The following is a 22,531-nucleotide window of genomic DNA, read 5'->3' on the forward strand; positions in this document are numbered from 1 at the left end:
GGGATGCAGGGGTGGGTCAGGGGTGGAGGGTCTCAGTGTGGGGGTGGGTGGCCGGTTCGATTTGGAAGGTGGAGTGTTCGATGGGTACTTGGAAATCCTGGGCCACGCACCGTTGCAGGTCGGTCAGCACAGTGCCCAGGTGCGCGGCGGTCAGGCAGCCGTTGTGCACGGTGACATGCGCGGAGAGCACGGGGGTGTCGGAGTCGATGCGTGAAGCGTGCAGGTCATGGACCTCCAGCACGTGCGGCAGCTCCGATAGCCGGATGCGGACCGCCTCCAGGTCCAAGCCCTTGGGGGTGGTCTCCATGAGTACGTCGATGGTGTCGCGAAGCAGGATCAGGGCTCTGGGCACGATCAGTGCGGCGATCAACAGGGACACCACCGCATCGGCGCGATTCCAGCCGGTGGTGGCGATCACGATCGCCGAAACGATCACTGCGACCGATCCCAGGGCGTCGTTGAGTACCTCCAGGAACGCGGCCTTCATGTTCAGGTTCTCACCTCGGGAAGAGGCCAGGATCGCCAGACCGATGAGGTTGCCAGCCAAACCGATCACCCCGAACCAGAGCATCGCGGTGGATTCGACCTCGGGGGGTTCGATGAGCCGGCGTACGCCCTCCACGGCTACGAAGCCGCCCACGGCCAGCAGCACCGCGGCCTGCGCGGCCGCGGCGATGATCTCGGCGCGCTTGTACCCCCAGGTGCGCTTGTCCGTGGCCGGGCGCAGCGCCAGGGTCGTGGCGGTCAGGGCGATCAGCAACCCGGCTGAGTCAGTAAACATGTGCCCGGCGTCGGCCAGCAGGGCCAGACTGCCCGAAGCCAGCGCGCCGATGACCTCGGCGACCATGATCGTCGCGGTGATGGAGAAGACCACGGCCAGCCGGCCCCGCCGGCCCGCCGCCGGAAGAGCATGGGAATGATCGTGTCCGCTCATACCGGGGTCTCTTCCACTCGATGAATCATCAGCTTAACGTCACCATCCTGTCCGGCGATACTGAAGGCACGCTCAATGCGCACAGCAGGCGCAATCCGCCCCGCAGCCATCGCCGTCCTTCTCGTTCTGGTCCCCGGCGATCAGCGCGGAGGCGGGGGTGCAGCAGGCATCCCCGCGCCAGGCCTCCACCCCTTCCTTGAGGGCGACGGCGGCGATCACCAGGGCCGCGACTGGGTCGGCCCAGGTCCAGCCCAGGGTGCTGTTGAGGACCAGGCCCACCAGCAGGACCGCCGAGAGGTAGGTGCAGATCAGGGTCTGTTTGGAGTCGGCCACCGCGGAGGCGGACCCGAGTTCGCGGCCAGTGCGCCGCTCGAACCAGGACACGAACGGCATGATGGCCAAGCTCACGGCGGCCAGCACGATCCCCACCGTGGAATGCTCCGGTTGCCCGGCCCCGAACAGGGTGCGCACGGCGTCGACGGTGATGAAGGCGGCCAAGCCGAAGAAGGAGAAGGCGATCAGGCGCAGCGCCACCTTCTCCCGGCGGTGCGGGTCCGGGGTGGCGAACTGCCAGGCCACCGCGGCGGCGGAGAGGACCTCCACGATGGAGTCCAAGCCGAAGCCGATCAACGCGGAGGACGAGGCCACGGTGCCGGCGGCCAGGGCGATGGCCGCCTCGATCACGTTGTAGGTGATGGTTCCGGCCACGATCCAGCGGATCCGGCGGTGCAGGACCGCACGGCGGTCGTCCGTGAGGGGCTTGGAGCTCAGCGTGAGGGTGCTCATGCGCAGGTGCATCCCGCAGCGGAGCAGCAATCCGGGTCGATGGTCAGCGTCAACTCCAGCAGCTCCCCAAGGGTCTGGCCCAGCCGGGGGTCGGCCAGGGCGTACCAGACGTTGCGGCCCTCGGCGGTAGTGGTCACCAGCCCGCAGCCGCGCAGGCAGGCCAACTGGTTGGACATCACCTGCTTGGACACCCCCAGCTCCCCGGCCAGCGCCGACGGGCGGGCCGGCCCATCACGCAGGGCCAGCAGGATCCGGGTCCGGGTGTCATCAGAGAGGGCATGGCCCAGTCGGGACAACGCCGAGACATGAGTGAGGGTCGTGGTGCTCATGCCTAGAACGGTACAGCATAACGTGTACCCTTGTCGGGGTGCCGCCCGGCAAGCGGCCGGCACCATGGCCCGATCCCAGGAGGTCCGCGCAACTAGGGCGTGTCTGAGAATAGATGCACGAGTCAGCTGAGACCCTGGGGACATGTCCCGGTTCCAGATGCTCTCCGACGCCCAATGGGAGTTGATCGCCCCGATGCTCCCGACCCGGACCGGCCGCGCCGGCAGGCCGTTCGCCGATGCCCGCACCATGGTGGAGGCGATCATCTACCGATACAGGTGCGGAATCGCTTGGAGGGATCTGCCCGAGGTCTACGGGCCCTGGCAGAGAAGTGTGGACCTGGCATCGGCGCTTGGCCGAAGAAGGCACATGGGACACGGTGCTGGCCACGCTGACCGCCGCCGCTGACGCCGAAGGCCTGATCGATTGGTCGGTCTCGGTGGACTCCACGATCGCCCGCGCGCATCAGCACGCGACGAACATCACCCGCCTCACAGGGGGATGGGTCGAACTACAAGAATCCGCGTGAGGGGCCGGCCGATCACGGCATCGGGCGCTCCCGTGGCGGGCTGAGCACGAAGATCCATCAGCTCGTGGACGGGACCGGGCTGCCGCTGGTCAGCCTGATCACCCCCGGCCAGGCAGGGGACTCCCCGATGCTGCTTCCTCTTCTGGCGCAGCTGCGCGTGACCCGGCCAGTAGGGCGGCCCCGGACCCGCCCCGAGGCCGTGCTGGGCGACAAGGCGTACTCCTCCCGGGCGATCCGCACCCACCTACGCGCCCGTGGGATCAAAGCGGTCATCCCCGAACCAGCCGACCAGCAGGGCCACCGCAGACGGCGCGGTGCCCGCGGCGGGCGCCCCGTCGGCCTCGACGCGGACGCCTACAAGGGCCGCAATGTCATCGAGCGTCAGTACGCTCACCTGAAGCAGTGGCGGGGTCTGGCGACCCGGTATGACAAGTACGCGATCATCTACAGGGCCGCTGTGGTCCTGAATGCTGTGCTCGCGTGGTCGAAGGCATTGTCAGACACGCCCTAGGCGACGCCCTCGTCGTCTGGACCACGGGGGATCCAGACGCCCACGCTCTCAATCGGGGTGTCTGCGGTCTTTCCCCTGCCGTGCGCCGCGTCACTACTCTGGCCGGGTGGAGATCCGACACCTGCGCTCGTTCGTGGCCGTCGCCGAGGAGCGGCACTTCGGCCGGGCCGCCGAGCGCCTCCACATCGCCCAGCCCCCGCTGTCCCAGCAGATCAAGCAGCTGGAGGCCGAGCTCGGCGTCCGCCTGCTGGACCGCACCACCCGCCGCGTGGACCTCACCGAGGCCGGCCGCCTCATGCTGGAGCGCACCCGCAGCCTCCTCGCGGACCTCGCCTCCCTCGAGCACGACGACGACGACATCGCCTCGGCCGTGAAGCCGGAGCTGCTGCTGGACGTCCAGGAGGGCGCGGATGGCAACTCCACCGTCTACGACTTCGTCCTGGACCCGGTCTCCGAGAAGACCCACCCCACCGCGATCCGCGACTGATCGCCCCGGCCCGGCGCCCGCGCGTCGTGCTCCCGGATGCCCCGGCGTCCGCCCGCGGGACCCCGCCCGGAGGCCATCTCCGGGCGGGGTCCCGCCGTGTCCGGCGCCCCGTTGACTACGCTGGGCGCAACGACGCCGTCCGCGCCCGCGGGCGGCGGGCACCCGACCCCGACCTGGGAGGTCCCATGAGCACCGCCATCGACGCCGGCCCGCAGGGCACGGTCCCGATCGACGCCGCGCAGGCACCGAGCTCCGGCCGCGGCCTGGCCTCCACGGGCGGGCGCTGGGCCATGCTCGCCGTCGTGGTGCTGGGGCTGGTGGGCGCCTTCCTCGGTGCCGGCGTCCTGCCGGGCATGACGCCCACGAGCGAGGCGGCCGGCGGCTGGCTCGGCGCCGACTCCACGTGGATCGCCCCGGCCACGCCGGCGTTCCGGATCTGGTCCGTGATCTACCTGGGCCTGCTGGCCTACGGCGTGTGGCAGCTGGCCGGCTCCGCGCAGTCCGCGCGGCATGACGCGCTGCGCCCGTGGATCATGGCCTCGATCGTGCTGAACGTGGCCTGGCTCTGGGTGGTGCAGGCCGGCTGGCTGGGCCTGAGCGTCGTCGTGATCTTCCTGCTCCTGGCCGTGCTGTGCCGGATCCTCGTGCTGCTGGAGACCGGCCGCCCGCGCGGGTGGGCCGCCCGGATCCTGCTGGACGGCGTCCAGGGCCTGCACCTGGGCTGGGTGTCCATCGCGGCGGTGACGAACGTGGCGGCGTGGCTGGCCTCGCTGGGCTGGTTCGGCGCACCGCTGGAGCCCACCCGCTGGGCGCAGATCATGATCGTGGTGGCCGTGCTGGTCGGCGCGTTCACGGCCGTCTACTCGGGCGGGCGGTTCGCCCCGGCCGCCGCGCTCGCCTGGGGCCTGCTGTGGGTCGGCGTGGGCCGCTCCGACGGCTCCGGCCTTCTCTCCGGTGCCGTGGCCCTGACGGCGTGGGGCGCGGCCGCCATCGTCATGCTGTGCTGGCTGGTCTCCCTGTGGCTCTCCTCCCGCTCCGCCACCGGCGAGGCGCGCGACCTCATCCTGGACGCCCTCGACGGCGGCGGCGACCCCGTCGACGGCGTCCGCTGAGCGCGCTGGTCAGCGCTGGTTCACGCATGAATTTGCTCTGAGCTGAATCCAGGCCAGGATGGATGACGGCCCCGCCCCTCGGGCGGGGCCGTCGTCATCTCCGCCCTCGTGACCTGGAGCCTCCATGCCCTCTTCGCGCCCTCCTGCGCCGCGCGTGCGCACCCGCCTGCTCGCGTCCGCCGCCCTCGTGCTGCTCGCCGCCACCGGCTGCACCGCCTCCCCGGCGACGTCCTCGCCCACGTCGTCCACGTCGTCCGCGGCCCCCGCCGCCCTGGCCGCGTCGGCCTCCCCGCCGGCCTCCGGCGCGTCCTCCGCGGCCGCGGTCGAGGGCGACGCCGCCACTGTGGTCCGCGTGGTCGACGGCGACACCGTGGACGTCCGCCGCGGCGCGGAGGACGTCCGCGTCCGGCTGCTCAACATCGACACCCCGGAGACCAAGCATCCGAGCAGGCCCGTGGAGTGCCTCGGCCCTGAGGCCACCCGGAAGCTCGAGGAGCTGCTGCGCCCGGGCGACGAGGTCGTGCTCCAGTACGACGAGGAGCGCTTCGACCGCTACGGCCGCACCCTCGCGGGCGTCGTCGAGGGGGAGACCCTGGTGAACGCGGAGATCGTCCGCGCCGGGCTCGGCGTGCCGGTGGTGTTCGAGCCGAACCGCAGGTTCCTGCCCCCGGTCGAGGCCGCGTGGGCCGAGGCCCAGCGTGAGGGGGCCGGCCTGAACCAGCCGGGCCTGGAGTGCTCCCTGCAGACCCTGCAGGAGTCCGTCGCCCAGGATCCCGCTCCGGCGGCCGTCTCCGAGCTGGCCCAGGCCCTGGAGGCCGTCGAGGCCGAGGGCCAGGAGTGGATGAAGGTCCACTACGCCGCCGTCATCCCGCTGGCCGTGAGCCTCGTCCAGCAGCACGGCGGTCGCGCGGACGTGCCCTCGGCGGGCGCCGCGTCCGTGGCGCCGCGGGCGAGCACGGCCCCCGCTGTGCCGGCGGCACCGCAGGCGCCGGCCGCCGGCGCCGGATCGGACACCGCCGAGCGGGACCGGCAGCGGTCTGCCGAGGCGCGGGCCGCCGCGGACCGCGCCGAGCGCGAGCGCCAGGCGGAGGCGCGTGCCGAGGCCCAGAGGCAGGCCCAGGCGCAGGAGCAGGTGCAGGCCCGGGAGCGCGCCGCCCAGGCGTCCCGTGAGGCGGAGGCCGCCGCATCCGCGCGTGAGAAGCAGAAGGGGGCCTCTTCCGGCTCGTTCACCGCGAAGGGCTTCGCGGACACTTCCGCCCGGGACACCTCCTCGGGCTCGACGTCGTCCTCGGGCGGCACGTCGCAGAAGGCCCCGAACCGCTGTTACGCCCCGGGCGGGGAGACGTTCGTCTACTGCGGCGAGGGGTCCACCGGATCGTCCTCCGGCGGCAGCTCCTCGGGCGCCTCCGCGGGCGCCTCCTCCAGCGGCGCCGGGACCTCGTCCGGCGGGGCCGGCGGTCCCGTCTCCGGCGCCGACGGCGTCTGCCCGGCCGGCTACCCGGTCAAGGTCAGCAGCTCGGGCAAGTACCACGTCCCGGGCGGCCAGTACTACGACGACACCAGCGCCAAGCGCTGCTACGCCTCCACCGCCGCGGCGGCGGCGGACGGAGCCGTCGCGTCGAAGCGCTGATCTTTCCGGCGCTGACCTCCGGGTCCTGGGAGCACGCTCGGGGAACACGGCGGGGGCGGTTCCCGACGGAGATCCCGTCGGGAACCGCCCCCGCGGCGTCTCTTGTGAGGTCAGGCCCCGTGGCTGCCGGCCGCGTGGCGCGGAGCGCGGGAGACGCCCTTCCCCTCATCGGAGTCCGAGTCGGAGCCGTCGTCGTGGAGGGCGCGGAGCTCGTAGCCCTTCTCCTCGAGCTCCTCCTGCTTCTCGACCTTCTTCTCGAGGGCGGAGACGTCCTTCGGGGGCAGCTTGACGGCGTCCTCGGCGGGCATGCCGGCGGTGAGCTGCTTGGCGCGCTCCACCTCGGTGTCGATCTCCAGGCCGAGCAGCAGCACGATGTTGAAGATCCACAGGGCGAACAGCAGTGCCATGACGCCGCCGATCGCGCCGTACGCCGAGTAGCCGGCGAGCGTGGTGAAGTAGAAGTACAGGGCCACGGCGGCCAGCGCCATGCCGACCAGCGCGAAGATGTTGCCGGGGCCGAACATGTGGAAGCTCGGCTTCTTCACGTTCGGGGCGAAGTAGTACAGGGTCGCGATCAGCACGAGCAGCAGCGCCACGACGACCGGCCACTTCAGCCACGCCCAGATCGGCAGGAAGGTGTCCGAGAGGAAGTTCACCGCGTCGGTCATGCCCAGCGGGCCGGCGATCGGCGCGAGGAACCCGTCCACCAGCGACCGGTTCAGGGCCAGGGAGATGAGCACGAGGACGATGCCCACGAGCATCACCACGGTGGTCACCAGATTGGTGAGGGTGAGCTTCACGAAGCCGCGGCCCTCAGAGTAGTTGTAGACCTGGTTCGAGGCGCGGCTGAACGCCTTGACGTAGGCCGAGGCCGACCACAGGGCCGTCAGGATGCCGATGATCAGGGCGAGGACGCCGCCGCCGGCCTGGCCCAGCAGGTTGTCCACGACGTCGCCCACCACGCCCTGGTAGTCGGCCGGGACCAGCTCGGTCAGCTGGCGGACGACGTCGTCCACCGCGGAGCGGTTGGAGGAGAGCACGAGCGTGAGGATCGAGAAGACGGCCAGCAGTGCGGGCGCCAAGGAGAGCACCATGAAGTAGGTGAGCTTCGCGGCGAGGTCGGTGCCGCCGTCGTTGCCGAACTCCTTGAGCGCGCGGGTGAACGCGTACTTCCAGCCGGCGCCGTCCAGCTTCACGCCCTTGAGGCGCCGGGTGCGCTCCTCGGGATCGATGCGCGCGGCCTCGAGGGTCGCGTCGACGGGATGAATGGCCACAGTTGTCCTTCCGAGGCGGGGTGCGGTGATTCCGGGACAACCTAGCGCACGCCCGAGAGGCTCGGGGAGGGACGAGGGGCTCCGTCCGGGGGCGGGGTCGGCCGCGCCGGCCGAGCCCGCGGCGCCGTCTCGCCCCACGTCAGCACTCGATGACGTTCACGGCGAGGCCGCCGCGCGAGGTCTCCTTGTACTTGGACTTCATGTCCGCGCCGGTCTCGCGCATGGTCTGGATGGCCTGGTCGAGGGTGACGCGGTGGTCGCCGTCGCCCACCAGGGCGAGCCGGGCCGCGTTGATGGCCTTCACGGACGCGATGGCGTTGCGCTCGATGCAGGGCACCTGCACCAGCCCGCCCACGGGGTCGCAGGTCAGGCCGAGGTTGTGCTCGATGCCGATCTCCGCGGCGTTCTCCACCTGCAGCGGCGTGCCGCCGAGCACGGCGCAGAGCGCGCCGGCCGCCATGGAGCAGGCCGAGCCGACCTCGCCCTGGCAGCCGACCTCCGCGCCGGAGATGGATGCGTTGCGTTTGAACAGGATGCCGATGGCGGCGGCCGTGAACAGGAAGTCGAGGATCTTCGCGCGGCGCTCCTCGGCGGGGGTGCCGGGGGGGAGCACGAAGCGGTCGTAGTAGTGGAGCACGGCCGGGATGATGCCGGCGGCGCCGTTGGTGGGGGCGGTGACGATCCGGCCGAAGGAGGCGTTCTCCTCGTTCACGGCGAGCGCGAACAGGTTGACCCACTCCATGGCCCACATGGGGTCCTTCTCGGCCCCGTCCGTGCCCTTCTCCAGCAGCTGGGCGTGCAGGCCGGGGGCGCGGCGCTTGACCTTCAGGCCGCCGGGGAGGATCGGCTCGGTGCGGTGGATGCCGTGGGCCACGCACTCCTGCATGACGTCCCAGATCTCCAGGACCTTCGCCTCGACGTCGGCGAGGTCGCCGCGGGCGGCCTCGTTGGCGCGCACGACATCCGCGATGGACAGGCCGTGGATCTCGCACTGGGCGATCAGGTCGGCGCCGGTGGAGAACGGGTGCGGCTCGGGCTCCTCGCCGTGGCGGGAGACGTCCCGGGTCTCGTCCAGTTCGGCCTCGAGCTCCTCGCCGGTGACGACGAAGCCGCCGCCGACCGAGTAGTAGTCGCGGGTGAGCAGCTCGGCGCCGTCGGCGTCGAAGGCGGTCAGGCGCATGCCGTTGGGGTGGCCGGGCAGGCTCCTGCGCATGTGCAGGACGAGGTCCTTGGGGCGGTCGAAGGGGATCTCGTGCGTGCCGTCCAGCGGCAGCGTCCCGCCCTCCACGCAGGCCTGGACCTGGGGGGCGGCGGCCTCGGGGTCGATGGTCTCCGGGTCGTTGCCGCAGAGGCCGAGGATCACGGCCATGTCCGAGCCGTGCCCGACGCCGGTGGCGGACAGCGAGCCGAACAGCTCGGCCTTGACGCGTGCGGTGCGTTCCACGAGCCCGTCGCGCCCCAGGGCGTAGGTGAAGCGGCGGGCGGCGCGCATGGGCCCCACCGTGTGGGACGAGGACGGGCCGATGCCGATCGAGAACAGGTCGAGGATGCTCAGGGCCATCGCGGGCCTCCCTTCGCGGGGTGAGGAGGGGCGGGGAGCAGGACCGGTGGTGGTGCGCCGCTCAGAGGACGTTGTCCGGGGTGTCCTGGACGCGGTCGTGGGTGCGGAAGGACCGCAGGTGCTCACGGTACTCGGCGGCGTGCGAGAACTCGCGTGTCCGCTCCTCGGGGGAGGCCCCCGAGGTGAGCTGCACCACCGGCACGGGCTCGGCGGCCGCGCCGGCCCGCAGAGCCGCCTCGACGTCGGGGAGGTCCATGAGGGCGCGGAGCTGCGCCCACTGCGGGGCCATGAGGTTCACGTCCCCCGCCTGGAAGGCGGTGATCAGGTCCGCGGGCCGCGCCCAGCCGTGCTCGGTGGCCTCCGTGGTGAGACGGTCCGGGTCCTGCCCGGCGGGGACGGCCACCAGGAAGAACGCCGTGTCGTAGCGGCGGGGCACGGAGAGGGGGGTGATCCAGCGCTGCCAGGCGCGCAGCCCCGAGACGTCGGCCGCCAGGCCGTGCTCGGCCAGCAGGGCGCCCAGGTCCGCGGCGTGGGCCTCCACGTCCTCCCGGCGTCCCGCGAGGGCTGCGGCCGCCTCCGGGGGCACGTGCCCGCCGTCGGCCGCGCGGGCCAGCAGCACGCCGGTCTCCTCGAAGGTCTCCCGCACGACGGCGGCCAGGAACCGGGCCGCGACCCGCGCCGGGTCGTCCTCGGGCTGGGTCTCCACCGGGCGGTCCTCCAGGCCCAGCCGTCGCGCCCAGGCGGCGAGGTCCGCGCCGGGGACGGGCAGGGCGTCGTCGGAGGGGTCCACGCGGCCCCCGGGGAACGCCGTGGCGTGGGCGCTGAACGCCATGGTCCCGGCGCGGCGGACGTGGAAGACCTCGAGCCCGGCGGCCCCGTCCCGCAGGAGCAGGAGCGAGGCGGCGGCGCGTGCGGGCGTGGCCTCGGCGGGCAGGGTCTCGGGGGAGCTGGTCTGGGCGGCGTCCATGGGCGGAACGCTAGCGCAGCCCCCGGACGCGGGAACCGGCCCGCGCCCGCATGTGACCGCGACCTGCGGGGCGGCGGGCCCGGCCGGTAGATTTGGGGGAGTCCTGCCGGACCTCCGACGCCACCGCGCGCGTCGAGGCCGGATGATCCGAGGAGGAGTCGCGCGTGAAGATCGCCGTTCTGGCCAAGCAAGTCCCCGACACGTGGCAGGAGCGCACGCTGGACATGGAGACGGGCATGGCCGTGCGCGACGGCGCCGCCGAGCCCGTCCCGGACGAGATCGGCGAGCGCGTCATGGAGGTCGTCCTTGCCGCCCGCGAGGCCGGCCTGGAGGCCGAGATCGTCGCCGTGACCATGGGCCCGGCCGACGCCACGAAGACGCTGCGCAAGATGCTCGCCATGGGCGCGGACTCGGCGGTGCACGTCGTCGACGACGCCCTCGCCTGGTCCGACGCCGTGCAGACCGCGCGCGTGCTCGCCGCCGCGGTGGAGCACCTCGGCGTGGACCTCGTGCTCGCCGGCAGCGAGTCCACCGACGGCGCCACCGGCGTGGTCCCCGCCATGGTCGCCGAGCTGCTGGACCGGCCCCTGCTGCCCTCCGTCGAGGCCGTGGAGATCACGCCCGAGGAGGTGCGCGGCGTCCTCGTGACGGAGGACGCCCGGCTGCGGGCCTCCGTGCCCGTGCCCGCCGTGGTCGCGCTCACGGAGAAGACGGCCGAGCCGCGCTTCCCGAACTTCAAGTCCCTCATGGCCGCGAAGAAGAAGCCCCTGGAGACCCTCACCCTGGCCGACCTCGGCCTCACGGCGGGCCCCCTGGACGCCGACCGGCGCTCCGTGATGGTCTCCGCCGCCGCGCGCCCCGAGCGCGCCGCCGGCGAGAAGATCGTCGACGACGGCACCGCCGGCGAGCAGGTCGCCGCCTTCCTCGCCGCCCGCGGGCTCGTCTGAGCCTCGACCCACACCAAGGAGACGTCATGACCGACCTTCCCGTCACCCCCGTCCTGGTGCTGGCCGAGCTCACCGCCGCCGGCGACCTCCGCCCGGCCGTCGCGGAGGCCCTCGGCGCCGCCGCCCGGGTCGGCGTCCCCCACGCCGTGCTCGTCACCGGCGCCGACGCCGACGACGCGCTCGTCGCCCGCCTCGGTGAGCTGGGCGCCGCCGTCGTGCACACCGCCGTGGCCCAGGACCCCGCCGAGCTGGGCACCGCGCAGGTGGCCGCGCTCGCGGCCGCCGTCGACGCCGTGCTGCCGGAGGCCGTGGTGCTGCCGAACACGCCCGAGTCCCGGGCCGTGGCCGGCCGCCTGGCCGTGCGCGCCCGCGGTGCGGTCACCGCGGACGCGGTGGGCCTGCACCGTGCGGACGGGGAGATCGTGGCCCGGCACTCCGTGTTCGGCGGCGACGTGCTCGCCGAGTCCACCGTGGAGGGCGGCCCGAACATCGTGACCCTGCGCCCGGGCGTCGTCGCGGACCGGGCCCGGCCCGTGGCCGCCCCCGAGGTCCGCCCGCTGGACGTGGCCGGCCGCACCGTGACCGCCGGGGCCCGGATCCTCTCCTCCGAGCCTGCGGCGCCCTCCGCCGACCGCCCCGACCTCCGCACCGCCCGCGCCGTCGTGGCCGGCGGGCGCGGCGTGGGCTCCGCCGAGGGGTTCACCACGCTCGTCGAGCCGCTCGCCGACGCGCTGGGGGCCGCCGTGGGCGCCTCCCGCGTGGCCGTCGACTCCGGGTTCACCGCCCCCGAGGGGCAGATCGGGCAGACGGGTGTGACCGTGGCCCCCGACCTGTACGTCGCGCTGGGCATCTCCGGCGCCATCCAGCACCTGGTCGGCATGAAGACCTCCGGGACCATCGTGGCGGTGGACTCCGACGAGGACGCCGCCATCTTCGAGCACGCCGACCTGGGCGTGGTCGGGGACGTCAACGAGGTCGTCCCGCAGCTGATCGCCGCGCTCGCCGCCCGCCGCGGCTGAGCGCCCCGTCCACCCGCCGCACACCAGTCCACGAGCCGGAAAGGGGCCGTCCAGTGCCGCAGCGCATGCAGGGGTACACCGAGTTCCGAGGCGAGCCCTGGCCTCCCCGGGACCGCGTCCCGCAGGCCCCCGCGCCCACGACGACGACGCCGGCCGTTGCGGCAGACGAGCGGCGGCCGGGCCGACGCATGGTCGGCTACACGGCCTTCCGCGGCGAGCCGTGGCCGCCCGTGCGGGAGGCGGCCCAGCCCGCTCCCGCCCCGGCCGCGGCCGCGTCGCCCGCCGAGGTGACCGAGGCCGCTGCGGCTGCGGTGCCCCTCGAGGCGACCGCGCCGGCCGGGATCGCCGTGCCGGGCCGCCGTATGGCCGGCTACACCGCGTTCCGCGGTGAGCCCTGGCCCCCCGCCCGGGTGGGCGCTGCACCGCAGGCCCCTGAACCCGCGCCGATGGCGACCGTCGAGCCTGCTGTGGCCACCGGGCCCGCGCCGACCGTCGAGCCCGTGGCCGCCGGGGCACCCGAGACGACCCCGAAGCCCGCCCCCTCGACGGGGCGGCGCGTGGCGGCGGCGGTGGGCGGCGTCGTCGTGCTGGGGCTGTTGGCCGTGCTGGGCGCGCGCTGGCTGCTGACCCTGCCGGAGGTGGCCGCGTTCGTGGCCCGCTACCCGGGCGTGCCGCGGCACCCGGAGGTGACACCCGTCGGGATCCCGGCGTGGCTGGCCTGGCAGCACTTCCTGAACCTGTTCCTCCTGGTGCTGGTGGTCCGCACCGGGCTGCAGGTGCGCCACGAGACCCGGCCCCCCGCGACGTTCACCCCGCACCAGCCGGGGCCGTTCGCGCCGCGCTCGGCCACGGGCGGCACGTACTCGCTGACCGTCTGGATCCACCAGGCGCTGGATGCGCTGTGGCTGCTGAACGGGCTCGTGTTCGTGGTGCTGCTGTTCGCCACGGGACACTGGATGCGGCTGATCCCGACGGACCCGCAGACCCCGCAGCACATGGTCTCCACCGCCCTGCAGTACCTGTCCCTGCAGTGGCCGGAGCACGACGGCTGGCTGCACTACAACGCCCTGCAGATGGTGACGTACGCCGGCGTGGTGTTCGTGCTGGCCCCGCTGGCCGCGCTCACCGGGTTCCGCATGTCCAGCTGGTGGCCGTCCCGGAACACGGCCCTGAGCCGGGGGTTCCCCATGGAGCTCGCCCGGCGCCTGCACTACCCGACGATGCTCGCGTTCGTGCTGTTCGTGGTGGTACACGTGGTGCTGGTGCTGTTCTCCGGCGTGCTCCACGAACTGAACGCCATGTTCCTGGCGCGCAACGCCGCCGACGCCTGGGGCCTTGCGGCGTTCCTCGTGGGCTGCGCCGTGATCGCCGCCGGCTGGGTGCTCCTCAAGCCGGCCATCGTGGCGCCCGTGGCCGAGCGCTTCGGGCGCGTCAGCCGCTGACGCTCAGCCCTGGGCGGCGCGGAAGCTGACCTGGGCCAGGATGGACGGCCGCCCGGCCTGCGGGGCGCCGGTCTCCGGGTCGACGCCGACCAGCTCGACCTCCACGATCCGCAGGCTGCGCCCGGCGTGGCGGACGCGGGTGAGCGCCACCTGTTCGCCGAGCCCCGGGCGGGCGAACACGACCTGCACGGCCTGCACGTCGTACTCCAGCCGGTCGGGGAGCGCGGCCTGCGCGGCGAGGACGGCGCGCAGGCACTGGATGCCGCCGTGGGTCATGCCGCCGGGGTTGTCCAGCAGCGGCTCGGCGCGGAAGCGCAGCCCCGCCGTCATCTCCTGGCTGACCGGAGGGCGCTCCCCGGGGCGCGGAGCCGGCACCGAGTCCGCGACGACGGCGGTCACCGCGGGCAGGTCCGCCCGGTCGGCCTCGGCGACGGGCAGGGCGGCGTGCTCGCGGAACGCCTCGAGGGCGAGGGACATGGGGCCGGGGGTCGCCTGGAACCAGCCGGTGGCCTCCACGTAGGCGGTGCCGTCGTCGTCGACGATCACGCCCCGGGCGCAGCCGCCGAGGGCGTCCGTGGACAGGGGGGTGCCGAGCATCCGCAGGCGGGGCCGGTCGGCGGGGTCGGCCGGGTCGAACACGGGCAGGGGGCGCAGGACGTTCACCTGCAGCTGGGTGGTGACCATCGCGTCGTAGGCCTCGGCGGCGGCCCAGTGCAGGGCGACCGCGGTGAGGTTGTCCGCGGCCACGCAGGCGGCGGCGCCGGTGGGGCGGCCGTCGAGGTCCCGCACCCACGGGCCGACCTCCCAGTCGCCGGGATGCAGGGTGTCGCCCTGGATCTCCGCGGTCTCGCGGCGACGCAGGCCGGCCAGCTGCTCGGGCCGACCCAGGAGGAGGCGGCGCGGGCCGCGCCAGCGGGCGTCGGCGTCGGGGTTCAGGGTGATCTCGTCCACGAGGCGTCAGCGTACCGGCCGCGGCACTGACCCTGTGCCGGCCCGCCACGGGGGCGGCCCGGCACAGGGTCAGCGCAGGCGCAGCGGGGCGTCCTCGCCGGGGCCGAAGTGGGCCGCCACGGCCTCGTCGGAGACCTCCTCCACAGTGGCCGGGGACCACTGCGGGTTCCGGTCCTTGTCCACGAGCTGGGCGCGGATGCCCTCGGCCATGTCGTGGCCGCGGGTCAGGTGGGAGGCCAGGGTGTGCTCCTGCTCCAGGGCCGCGGCGACGCCCTCGCGGCGTCCCGTCCCGCCGGCGCGGTCGCCGAGACGGCGCAGGGCCTCCAGGGTGACCTTCACGGCGGTGGGGGACTTGGCGCGGACGGTCTCCGCGGCCTCGGCGGCGCGGGTGCGGACGCCCTCGTCCGCGTGGTCCGCGGCGGTGGCCTCCAGGGCTGCGAGGACGTCCTCCACGCGGTCGTGCGCGTAGGCCGGCTCCAGCCACTCGGCGTCCGCGAGCAGCGGTGCCTCCGACGCGGGGCGGGCGTGCCGTGCCAGCACCGCGTCCACGGCGGCGTGCGCCGCGTCCGCGTCGTCGCCGGCGGAGCCCACCTCGGCGCGCAGCTCGGCGACGATCGCGTCCAGGTCCCCCGAGTCCACGAGGACGTCGCCGAAGCCGAGCTCCAGGGCGTCGGCGCCCGTGGCGAAGGCCGAGGTCAGGCCGAGGTGGCGGCCCAGGTTCCGGGGCGCGCGGGCCAGCAGCCAGGAGCCGCCGACGTCGGGCGTGAACCCGATGCCGGTCTCCGGCATGCCGATCCGGGTGCGCTCCGTGACCACCCGGTGGGAGCCGTGGGCGGACACGCCCACGCCGCCGCCCAGCACGAACCCGTCCATGAACGCCACGTAGGGCTTCGGGTAGACGGAGATCGCGTGGTTCATGGCGTACTCGTCCTCGAAGTACCCCATGGCCTCCGCGGCCCGGCCGGTAGTGATCATCCCGTGCAGGGAGACCACGTCGCCGCCGGCGCACAGGCCGCGCTCGCCCGCCCCGCGGACGACGACGGCGCGCACCGCCGGGTCCTCCTCCCAGGCGGCGAGCTGCTCGCGGACCGCGACCACCATGCCGTGGGAGAGGGCGTTGAGCGCCTTGGGTCGGTTCAGGGTGATGACGCCGACGCCGTCGGCGGCCTCGAAGAGGACCTCGTCCTCGGCTGCGGCCTGGGGGGTGCTGGTCTGCTCGCTCATGGGACTCCTCTCAGCGGTGCTTCCAGACGGGGGAGCGCTTCTCCGCGAACGCGGCCATGCCCTCGGCCTGGTCCTCGGAGGAGAACACGCCGTGGAACACGCGGCGCTCGAACACGAGGCCCTGGGTCAGCGGGGTCTCGAAGGCGTTGAGCACGACCTCCTTGTTCATCTGCGCCACGGGCTTGGAGAACCCGGCGATCGTGGCGGCCACCTCCTCGGCGGTGGCCACGGCGTCCTCGTCCTCCACGAGGCGGGAGACCAGGCCCATGCGCTCGGCCTCCTCGGCCTCGACCATGCGGCCGGTGAGGACCATGTCCATGGCCTTGGCCTTGCCCACCGACTTGGTCAGGCGCTGGGAGCCGCCCATGCCGGGCAGCACGCCCAGGGTGATCTCCGGCTGGCCGAACTTCGCGGAGCGCCCGGCCACGAGCACGTCCGCCATCATGGCGAGCTCGCAGCCGCCGCCGAGGGCGTAGCCCTGCACGCACGCCACGATCGGGGTGCGCAGCCGGGCGAGGTCCTCCCAGCGGCGGAACCAGTCGGCCGCGTACATGTCCGCGGCGTCCTTGTCCTTCATCTCCTTGATGTCCGCGCCGGCGGCGAAGGCCTTGGCGGAGCCCAGCAGCAGGATCGCTCCCACCTCCGGGTCCGCGTCCATCTCGACGGCGGCGGCCACGACGGCCTCCATCGTCGCCGCGTTCAGCGCGTTGAGCGCCTTCGGGCGGTTCAGCTGGATGCGGCCCACGCGGCCGTCCCGGCCGACGATCACGGGCTGCTCGGCCTCGGCGGCCTCGGTGCGGTTCTGCTCGTTCATGCGGCGGTGTCCTTCCCTGCCTCGCGGACGGTCTCGATGATCCCGGAGAAGTCCTTCCGGGCGCCCTCGCCGTCAGCGTAGGCGGCGTAGGTGCGCTGGGCCAGGCGCCCCATCTCGGCGCCCACGTGCTGCTCGTCCAGGGCCTTGAGGGCCAGGCCGAGGTCCTTGGCCATGAGCGCCCCGGCGAAGCCGCCCTCGAAGTCCCGGTTGGCGGGGGAGGTGGGCACCGGGCCGGGGACCGGGCAGTTGGCGGTGAGCGACCAGCAGCGGCCGGTGGCCTCGGACATCACGTCGAAGAGCACCTGGTGCTCCAGGCCGAGCCGCTCGCCGAGGACGAACGCCTCGGCCACGCCGATCTGGCTGATGGCCAGGAGCATGTTGTTGCAGACCTTGGCGGCCTGGCCGAGCCCGTTGCCGCCGCAGTGCACGATCCGCGAGCCCATGACCTCCAGCAGCGGGCGGATCTCCTCGAACACCTCCACGGAGCCGCCCACCATGAAGGCGAGCGTGCCCGCCTGGGCGCCCACGACGCCGCCGGAGACCGGGGCGTCCGCGGCGCGGTGGCCCGCGGCCTCGGCGAGGGCGGCCACCTCCTGCGCCTCGGAGGTGCTGATGGTGGAGCAGTCCAGGAACAGGGTGTCCGGGTCGGCGGCGCCCAGCAGTCCGGGGGCGTCGGCGGTGCCCTCGTACACGCCGCGCACGAGCGCGCCGTTGGGCAGCATGGTGATCACCACGTCCGCGCCGGGGACGGCGGAGGCGGCGTCGTCGGCGATCTCCACGCCCGTGGCCCGGGCGGCCTCGACGGCGGCGGGGACCAGGTCGAAGCCGCGCACGGTCACGCCGGCGGCCACCAGGTTGGCGGCCATGGGGCCGCCCATGTTGCCCAGGCCGATGAAGGCGACCGTGCCGGGCAGGGAGGCGGAGGGGGTCTGGCTCTGGCTCATCAGGTGCTCCTCGGTTCTCTCGCGGTCCGGTCAGGACCCGGCGGGCATCACGAAGCTGGCGCCCTCGGAGGCGGCGGCCCCGCCCTGGCGCGGGCCGGAGGGCCAGCGCGTGGTGACGGTCTTGGTCTTGGTGTAGAACTTCAGCCCGTCCGTGCCGTGCTGGTTGAGGTCGCCGAAGCCGGACGCCTTCCAGCCGCCGAAGGTGTAGTAGGCGATCGGCACGGGGATCGGGACGTTGACGCCGACCATGCCGCACTCGACGCGCGTGCTGAAGTCGCGGGCGGTGTCGCCGTCGCGGGTGAAGATCGCCACGCCGTTGCCGTACTCGTGGTCGCTGGGCAGGGAGAGGGCCTCCTCGTAGTCCTTCGCGCGGACCACGCAGAGCACCGGGCCGAAGACCTCCTCCGCGTGGATGCGCATGCCCTTGCGCACGCGGTCGAAGAGGGTGGCGCCCACGTAGAAGCCGCCCTCGTGGCCCTCCACGACGACGCCGCGGCCGTCCACGACGAGCTCGGCGCCCTCGTCCACGCCGGCCTGGATGAGCGACTCGATGCGCTCCTTGGCCTGCGCGGAGACCACCGGGCCGAAGTCGGAGGACGGGTTCAGGGACGGGCCCACGGTGAGGGAGGCCATGCGCTCGCGCAGCAGGGCGACCAGGCGGTCGGCGGTCTCCTCGCCCACGGGCACGGCCACGGAGATGGCCATGCAGCGCTCGCCGGCGGAGCCGAACGCGGCGCCGATCAGGGCGTCCGCGGCCATCTCCAGGTCCGCGTCCGGCATGATCACGGCGTGGTTCTTGGCGCCGCCGAAGCACTGGGCGCGCTTGCCGCGGCGGGCGGCGTGCTCGTAGATCGACTGGGCGATGGGCGTGGAGCCCACGAAGCCGACGGCCTTGACGCGCGGGTCGTCGATCAGCGCGTCCACGGCGGCCTTGTCCCCGTGCACCACGTTGAGTGCACCGGCAGGCAGGCCGGCCTCGAGGGCCAGCTCGGCCAGGCGGACCGGCACGGAGGGGTCCCGCTCGGAGGGCTTGAGCACGAAGGTGTTGCCCGCGGCCAGGGCGATGCCCGCCTTCCAGAGCGGGATCATGGCGGGGAAGTTGAACGGGGTGATGCCCGCGACGACGCCGAGGGGCTGGCGCAGCGAGTGCACGTCGATCCCGGTGCCGGCGGAGGTGGAGAACTCGCCCTTGAGCAGGTGCGGGGCGCCGGCCGCGAACTCCACGACCTCGACGCCGCGCTGGATGTCGCCCTTGGCGTCCTCGAAGGTCTTGCCGTGCTCGCGGGAGAGGGTCTCGGCGAGCTCGTCCGCGTTCGCGTTGATCAGGTCCACCCACGTCAGCAGGACCCGCCCGCGGCGCTGCGGGTTCATGGCGGACCAGGTGCGGAACGCCTCGGCGGCGGAGTCCACGGCGGCGGTGACCTCCTCCGGGGAGGCCAGGGCCACGCGGGCCTGGACCTGGCCGGTGGAGGGGTCGAACACGTCCGAGGTGCGGGCGGCGTCCGTGCCCGTGCGTGCGCCGTGGACGAAGTGCGGGATGGTCTGCTGGGTCTGGCTCTGCTGGGACATGGCTTCTCCTCGTGCGGGCGGCGGGGCCGCGGGTGTGACCGGCGTCTCATTCAGCCTAGGTGGAGATCATCGGACGTGCAATATTCATCTGGTGAAATATTCGGGACCGAGGGTGCGGGGATGGTGACCGGACTCACGTCTCCCTCCTACCCTGAGGGCGGACCACAGGGCGCCCGGACGGCCGGACGCCGCCCACACGAGGCCGGAGAACCGGCGGAGAAGAGGAGACCATGGCACGACGCGAGTCGCTGGACCTGCAGGGCGCGAGCGCCATCGTCACGGGAGGGGCCTCCGGCCTCGGCCACGCGACGGCGCGCCGACTGGCGGAGGCGGGCGCCGCCGTCGTCGTGGTGGACCTGCCCGACCGTGAGGGGGAGAGCCTGCGCGCCGACGCCGTCGCCTCCCTGGGCGAGCGCGCGCGGTTCATCACGGGCGACGTCACCGCCGAGGCCACCGCCGAGCAGGCCGTGGCGGCCGCGCTCGAGGCCGGGCCGTTGCGCGTGCTCGTGAACTGCGCGGGCGTGGCCACCCCCGGCAAGCTCGTGGGGCGCGACGGTCCCCTGGCCGCCGAGGCCCTCTCCCGCGTGCTGGCCATCAACGTGGTCGGCACCGTGACGATGATGGCCCGCGCCGCCGCCGTCATGAAGGACCAGGAGCTCTGGGGTGAGGACCGCGGCGTGATCGTGAACACCGCCTCCGTGGCCGCGTTCGACGGCCAGATCGGGCAGATCGCCTACTCCGCCTCCAAGGGCGCCGTGGCGGCGCTGACCCTGCCGGCCGCGCGCGAGCTCGCCGCGAGCCAGGTGCGCGTGGTGACGATCGCCCCCGGCCTCATGGAGACCCCGATGATGGCCGGGTTGCCCGAGGCCGCCCGCGAGGCCCTCTCCACCAAGACCCCGCACCCGGCACGCCTGGGCGCCCCGGACGACTACGCGCTGCTCGTGGAGCAGATCGTCTCCAACCCGTTCCTCAACGGCGAGACCATCCGGCTCGACGGCGCCGTGCGCCTCGAGCCCCGCTGAGCCGGCGGCCCCGGGCGGGCTCAGGCCTCGAAGTCGCCTGAGCCCGCCCGGAACCGGCCGAGGATCTCGTTCAGGGCGGTGACGTCGTCGTCGGTGAAGCCGGTGGCCCCGAACACCTCGGCGTTCAGCGCCTCGGTGGCGGCGTCCGCCACGCGTCGGCCCTCGTCCGTCAGGGCGAGGACGAGGGCACGGCGGTCGGTCTCGTGGGGCTGGCGCTCCACGAGGCCGGCGGCCTCCAGGCGGTCGACGGCGTTGGTCACGGAGGTCGGGTGCACCTGCAGCAGCGCCCCCGCCTTCGACATCAGCTGCCGCCTCTCCCGGGAGAAGTTCAGCAGCGCCAGCAGCTCGTACCGGGCGAACGTCAGGCCGAACGGCTTGAGCACCGCCTGCGTGCGGGCCAGCAGGATCGCCTGCGTGCGCATGATCGCGGTGACCGCCGCCATGGGGGCCGCCACTTCGCCCCAGCCGTGGTGCTCCCAGTTCCGGGCGGCCTCCCGGATGGGGTCCTGGGGGAGGGGATCACGAGTGCTCATCCCAGACATCCTAGGGGTCGGTGCGCCGCTCAGCGCTTGAGGTCCAGGTCGTCCTCGCGGTGCTCGACGCCGTAGCCCTCCGGGGCCTGGCCGGTCTCGGCGCGCTCGGCCTCGGCCTTGCGCAGCTCCACGCGGCGGATCTTGCCGGAGATGGTCTTCGGCAGCTCCCGGAACTCGATGCGGCGGATGCGCTTGTAGGGCGGCAGCTGCGTCAGCGTGTGCTGGAGGATCTGCCGGGCGGTCTCCGCCGTGGGCTCGTAGGAGGGCGCCAGGGTGACGAACGCCTTGGGCACGGCCAGGCGCACCTCGTCCGGGGAGGGCACGATCGCGGCCTCCATGACGGCCGGGTGCTCCACGAGCACGGACTCCAGCTCGAACGGGCTGATCTTGTAGTCCGAGGACTTGAAGACGTCGTCCGCGCGGCCCACGTAGGTGAGCACGCCGCTCTCGTCGAGGGAGGCGATGTCCCCCGAGTGGAAGACGCCGTCCCGGAACACCTCGGCGGTCTTCTCCTCGTTGCCGTAGTAGGACTTCAGCAGGCCCACGGGGCGGGGATCCAGGCGCAGGCAGATCTCGCCCTCGGCAGCCTCCTCGCCGGTGAGCGGGTCGATCAGCACGACGTCCATGCCCGGCAGCGGCCGGCCCATGGAGCCGATCACGAGCTTCTGCCCGGGGGTGTTGGCGATCTGCAGGGTGGTCTCGGTCATGCCGAAGCCGTCGCGGATGGTGGTGCCCCACGCGCGGTGCACCTGGTCGATCACCTCGGCGTTGAGGGGCTCGCCGGCGGAGATCGTCTTCACCGGCGGCGTCTTCAGCAGGGAGAGGTCGGCCTTGATGAGCATGCGCCACACGGTGGGCGGGGCGCACAGGGAGGTCACGCCGAACTCGTCCATGTCCGCCATGAGCGCGGCGGCGTCGAACTTGCGGGCGTTGTGCACGAAGATCGTGGCCTCCGCGATCCACGGGGCGAAGAAGTTCGACCAGGCGTGCTTCGCCCAGCCGGGGGAGGCGACGTTCAGGTGCACGTCGCCGGGCTGCAGGCCGATCCAGTACACGGTGGTCAGGTGCCCCACCGGGTAGGACGTGTGGGTGTGCTCCACCAGCTTCGGCTTGGACGTGGTGCCGGAGGTGAAGTACAGCAGCAGGGTCTCGTCCGCGGGCGTGGGGGAGTCGGGGGTCAGCTCGGGGGAGGCGGAGGCCGCGTCGTCGTAGGAGAGCACCTCGTGGCCGGCGACGACGGGGGCCGTGCGCGCGTCCCCCTGCGCGTCGACGCCGGGGATGTGCACCAGGTGCAGCCCGGAGTCCACGCCGTCGAACTTGGCGAGGTGCTCCGAGGAGGCGACCACCCAGCGGGCCTCGGCGCGCTCGACGCGGTCGGCGAGGTCGGCGGAGGTCATCTGCGTGGTGGTGGGGACCATGACCACGCGCAGCTTGATGCAGGCGAGCATGAGCTCCCAGAGCTCGACCTGGTTGTCCAGCATGAGGATCACACGGTCGCCGGGGGTGATGCCCCGCTCGCGGAGCCAGTTCGCGGCCCGGTTGGAGGCGGCGGAGAGCTCGGCGTAGGTGCGGGAGAGGTGTCCGCCGCCGGCGTCGGAGATGATCAGCGCGGGGACGTCGGCGCGGTCCGGGCGGGCGGCGAGCTGGTCGAACCAGTCGAAGCCGAAGTTGAAGTGCTCGAAGCGCGGCCACTCGAACTCCGCGCGGGCGCGGTCGTAGTCCTCCTGGCACTCCACGAGCAGGTCACGGGCGGCGCGGAGGCGCTCGGTCACGGATGTGGTGGTCATGGGTCCTCCTGGGGCGGCGGGCGACTGGTGCGTCGCGAGTGTGACGTGCGACACTCTGAATGTAGATGGAAGTCCTATAGTCGGTCCAGCGACATTTCGTGTCGCGCCGATCCGCTCCACCCCGCCGACGCACGAGCCCCTCGCTCCACCCCTGTCGAAGG

At 73.3% G+C, this 22,531-nt stretch carries 19 protein-coding genes and 2 pseudogenes; 8 read left to right on the forward strand and 13 right to left on the reverse strand.

Going from position 1 to position 22,531, the window contains the following annotated elements:
• Positions 1–16 precede the first annotated feature (16 nt).
• From MHY29_RS05040 to MHY29_RS05050, 3 genes are all read right to left on the reverse strand, one after another.
• Positions 17–934, reverse strand: a complete 918-nt coding sequence (locus MHY29_RS05040; protein WP_036317488.1) for a cation diffusion facilitator family transporter — start codon at positions 932–934, stop codon at positions 17–19.
• Between the two features lie 72 nt (positions 935–1,006).
• Positions 1,007–1,720, reverse strand: coding sequence for a cation diffusion facilitator family transporter (locus tag MHY29_RS05045; RefSeq protein WP_100057938.1), 714 nt, complete (start codon positions 1,718–1,720; stop codon positions 1,007–1,009).
• Entirely contained in the window at positions 1,717–2,049 is a 333-nt protein-coding gene (locus MHY29_RS05050) for a helix-turn-helix transcriptional regulator (RefSeq protein WP_020628509.1), read from the reverse strand. The genes MHY29_RS05045 and MHY29_RS05050 overlap by 4 nt, the downstream gene beginning before the upstream one ends.
• Before the next feature lie 142 nt (positions 2,050–2,191).
• Between MHY29_RS05050 and MHY29_RS05055 the strand changes: the two are divergent.
• The 4 genes and pseudogenes from MHY29_RS05055 to MHY29_RS05070 all read left to right on the forward strand — a co-directional run bounded on the left by MHY29_RS05055 (position 2,192) and on the right by MHY29_RS05070 (position 6,316).
• Positions 2,192–3,087: pseudogene (locus MHY29_RS05055) on the forward strand (IS5 family transposase).
• Between the two features lie 106 nt (positions 3,088–3,193).
• Positions 3,194–3,410: pseudogene (locus MHY29_RS05060) on the forward strand (LysR family transcriptional regulator); the annotation flags it as partial.
• A gap of 349 nt (positions 3,411–3,759) precedes the next feature.
• Positions 3,760–4,686 (forward strand): TspO/MBR family protein, encoded by a 927-nt coding sequence (locus tag MHY29_RS05065; RefSeq protein WP_239238515.1) that lies wholly within the window; start codon positions 3,760–3,762, stop codon positions 4,684–4,686.
• 124 nt (positions 4,687–4,810) lie between these two features.
• Positions 4,811–6,316 (forward strand): thermonuclease family protein, encoded by a 1,506-nt coding sequence (locus MHY29_RS05070; RefSeq protein WP_239238518.1) that lies wholly within the window; start codon positions 4,811–4,813, stop codon positions 6,314–6,316.
• Positions 6,317–6,426: 110 nt separating this feature from the next.
• On the opposite strand, the gene MHY29_RS05075 is transcribed toward MHY29_RS05070, so the two are convergent.
• The 3 genes from MHY29_RS05075 to MHY29_RS05085 all read right to left on the reverse strand — a co-directional run bounded on the left by MHY29_RS05075 (position 6,427) and on the right by MHY29_RS05085 (position 10,118).
• A complete protein-coding gene (locus MHY29_RS05075) occupies positions 6,427–7,590 on the reverse strand; it encodes a YihY/virulence factor BrkB family protein (RefSeq protein WP_224355692.1) in 1,164 nt (387 codons plus the stop codon).
• Between the two features lie 139 nt (positions 7,591–7,729).
• Positions 7,730–9,151, reverse strand: coding sequence for an L-serine ammonia-lyase (locus MHY29_RS05080; protein ID WP_239238521.1), 1,422 nt, complete (start codon positions 9,149–9,151; stop codon positions 7,730–7,732).
• Positions 9,152–9,212: 61 nt separating this feature from the next.
• On the reverse strand, positions 9,213–10,118 hold the full coding sequence (locus MHY29_RS05085; protein ID WP_239238539.1) for an NUDIX hydrolase: 906 nt from the start codon (positions 10,116–10,118) through the stop codon (positions 9,213–9,215).
• 164 nt (positions 10,119–10,282) lie between these two features.
• On the opposite strand from MHY29_RS05085, the gene MHY29_RS05090 reads away from it, so the two are divergent.
• The 3 genes from MHY29_RS05090 (at position 10,283) to MHY29_RS05100 (ending at position 13,526) form a co-directional block, all read left to right on the forward strand.
• Positions 10,283–11,065, forward strand: a complete 783-nt coding sequence (locus MHY29_RS05090; RefSeq protein ID WP_239238542.1) for an electron transfer flavoprotein subunit beta/FixA family protein — start codon at positions 10,283–10,285, stop codon at positions 11,063–11,065.
• Between the two features lie 26 nt (positions 11,066–11,091).
• The gene (locus tag MHY29_RS05095) at positions 11,092–12,084 is read left to right on the forward strand and encodes an electron transfer flavoprotein subunit alpha/FixB family protein (protein WP_239238545.1); all 993 of its coding nucleotides are present in this window, start codon (positions 11,092–11,094) and stop codon (positions 12,082–12,084) included.
• A 65-nt stretch (positions 12,085–12,149) separates the two neighbouring features.
• On the forward strand, positions 12,150–13,526 hold the full coding sequence (locus MHY29_RS05100; RefSeq protein ID WP_239238548.1) for a cytochrome b/b6 domain-containing protein: 1,377 nt from the start codon (positions 12,150–12,152) through the stop codon (positions 13,524–13,526).
• Positions 13,527–13,529: 3 nt separating this feature from the next.
• Here MHY29_RS05100 and MHY29_RS05105 read toward each other — a convergent pair whose 3' ends face one another.
• From MHY29_RS05105 to MHY29_RS05125, 5 genes are all read right to left on the reverse strand, one after another.
• The gene (locus tag MHY29_RS05105) at positions 13,530–14,477 is read right to left on the reverse strand and encodes a hypothetical protein (RefSeq protein WP_239238551.1); all 948 of its coding nucleotides are present in this window, start codon (positions 14,475–14,477) and stop codon (positions 13,530–13,532) included.
• 69 nt (positions 14,478–14,546) lie between these two features.
• Positions 14,547–15,701: an enoyl-CoA hydratase/isomerase family protein gene (locus MHY29_RS05110; RefSeq protein ID WP_239238554.1), complete on the reverse strand. Its 1,155-nt coding sequence runs from the start codon at positions 15,699–15,701 to the stop codon at positions 14,547–14,549.
• A 10-nt stretch (positions 15,702–15,711) separates the two neighbouring features.
• Positions 15,712–16,515: an enoyl-CoA hydratase-related protein gene (locus MHY29_RS05115; protein WP_224355684.1), complete on the reverse strand. Its 804-nt coding sequence runs from the start codon at positions 16,513–16,515 to the stop codon at positions 15,712–15,714.
• Entirely contained in the window at positions 16,512–17,459 is a 948-nt protein-coding gene (gene mmsB, locus MHY29_RS05120; RefSeq protein ID WP_224355683.1) for a 3-hydroxyisobutyrate dehydrogenase, read from the reverse strand. The genes MHY29_RS05115 and mmsB overlap by 4 nt, the downstream gene beginning before the upstream one ends.
• Before the next feature lie 30 nt (positions 17,460–17,489).
• A complete protein-coding gene (locus tag MHY29_RS05125) occupies positions 17,490–19,028 on the reverse strand; it encodes a CoA-acylating methylmalonate-semialdehyde dehydrogenase (protein ID WP_239238572.1) in 1,539 nt (512 codons plus the stop codon).
• 248 nt (positions 19,029–19,276) lie between these two features.
• Here MHY29_RS05125 and MHY29_RS05130 point away from each other — a divergent pair, with 248 nt between their 5' ends.
• Positions 19,277–20,050: an SDR family NAD(P)-dependent oxidoreductase gene (locus tag MHY29_RS05130; RefSeq protein WP_239238581.1), complete on the forward strand. Its 774-nt coding sequence runs from the start codon at positions 19,277–19,279 to the stop codon at positions 20,048–20,050.
• A 20-nt stretch (positions 20,051–20,070) separates the two neighbouring features.
• Here the strand turns inward: MHY29_RS05130 and MHY29_RS05135 are convergent, their stop codons facing one another.
• Positions 20,071–20,592: a MarR family winged helix-turn-helix transcriptional regulator gene (locus MHY29_RS05135; RefSeq protein WP_370643453.1), complete on the reverse strand. Its 522-nt coding sequence runs from the start codon at positions 20,590–20,592 to the stop codon at positions 20,071–20,073.
• A 20-nt stretch (positions 20,593–20,612) separates the two neighbouring features.
• Entirely contained in the window at positions 20,613–22,370 is a 1,758-nt protein-coding gene (locus MHY29_RS05140) for an AMP-binding protein (protein WP_239238578.1), read from the reverse strand.
• Positions 22,371–22,531 lie beyond the last annotated feature (161 nt).

Source organism: Micrococcus sp. ACRRV, assembly GCF_022346985.1.
GTDB lineage: Bacteria > Actinomycetota > Actinomycetes > Actinomycetales > Micrococcaceae > Micrococcus > Micrococcus porci.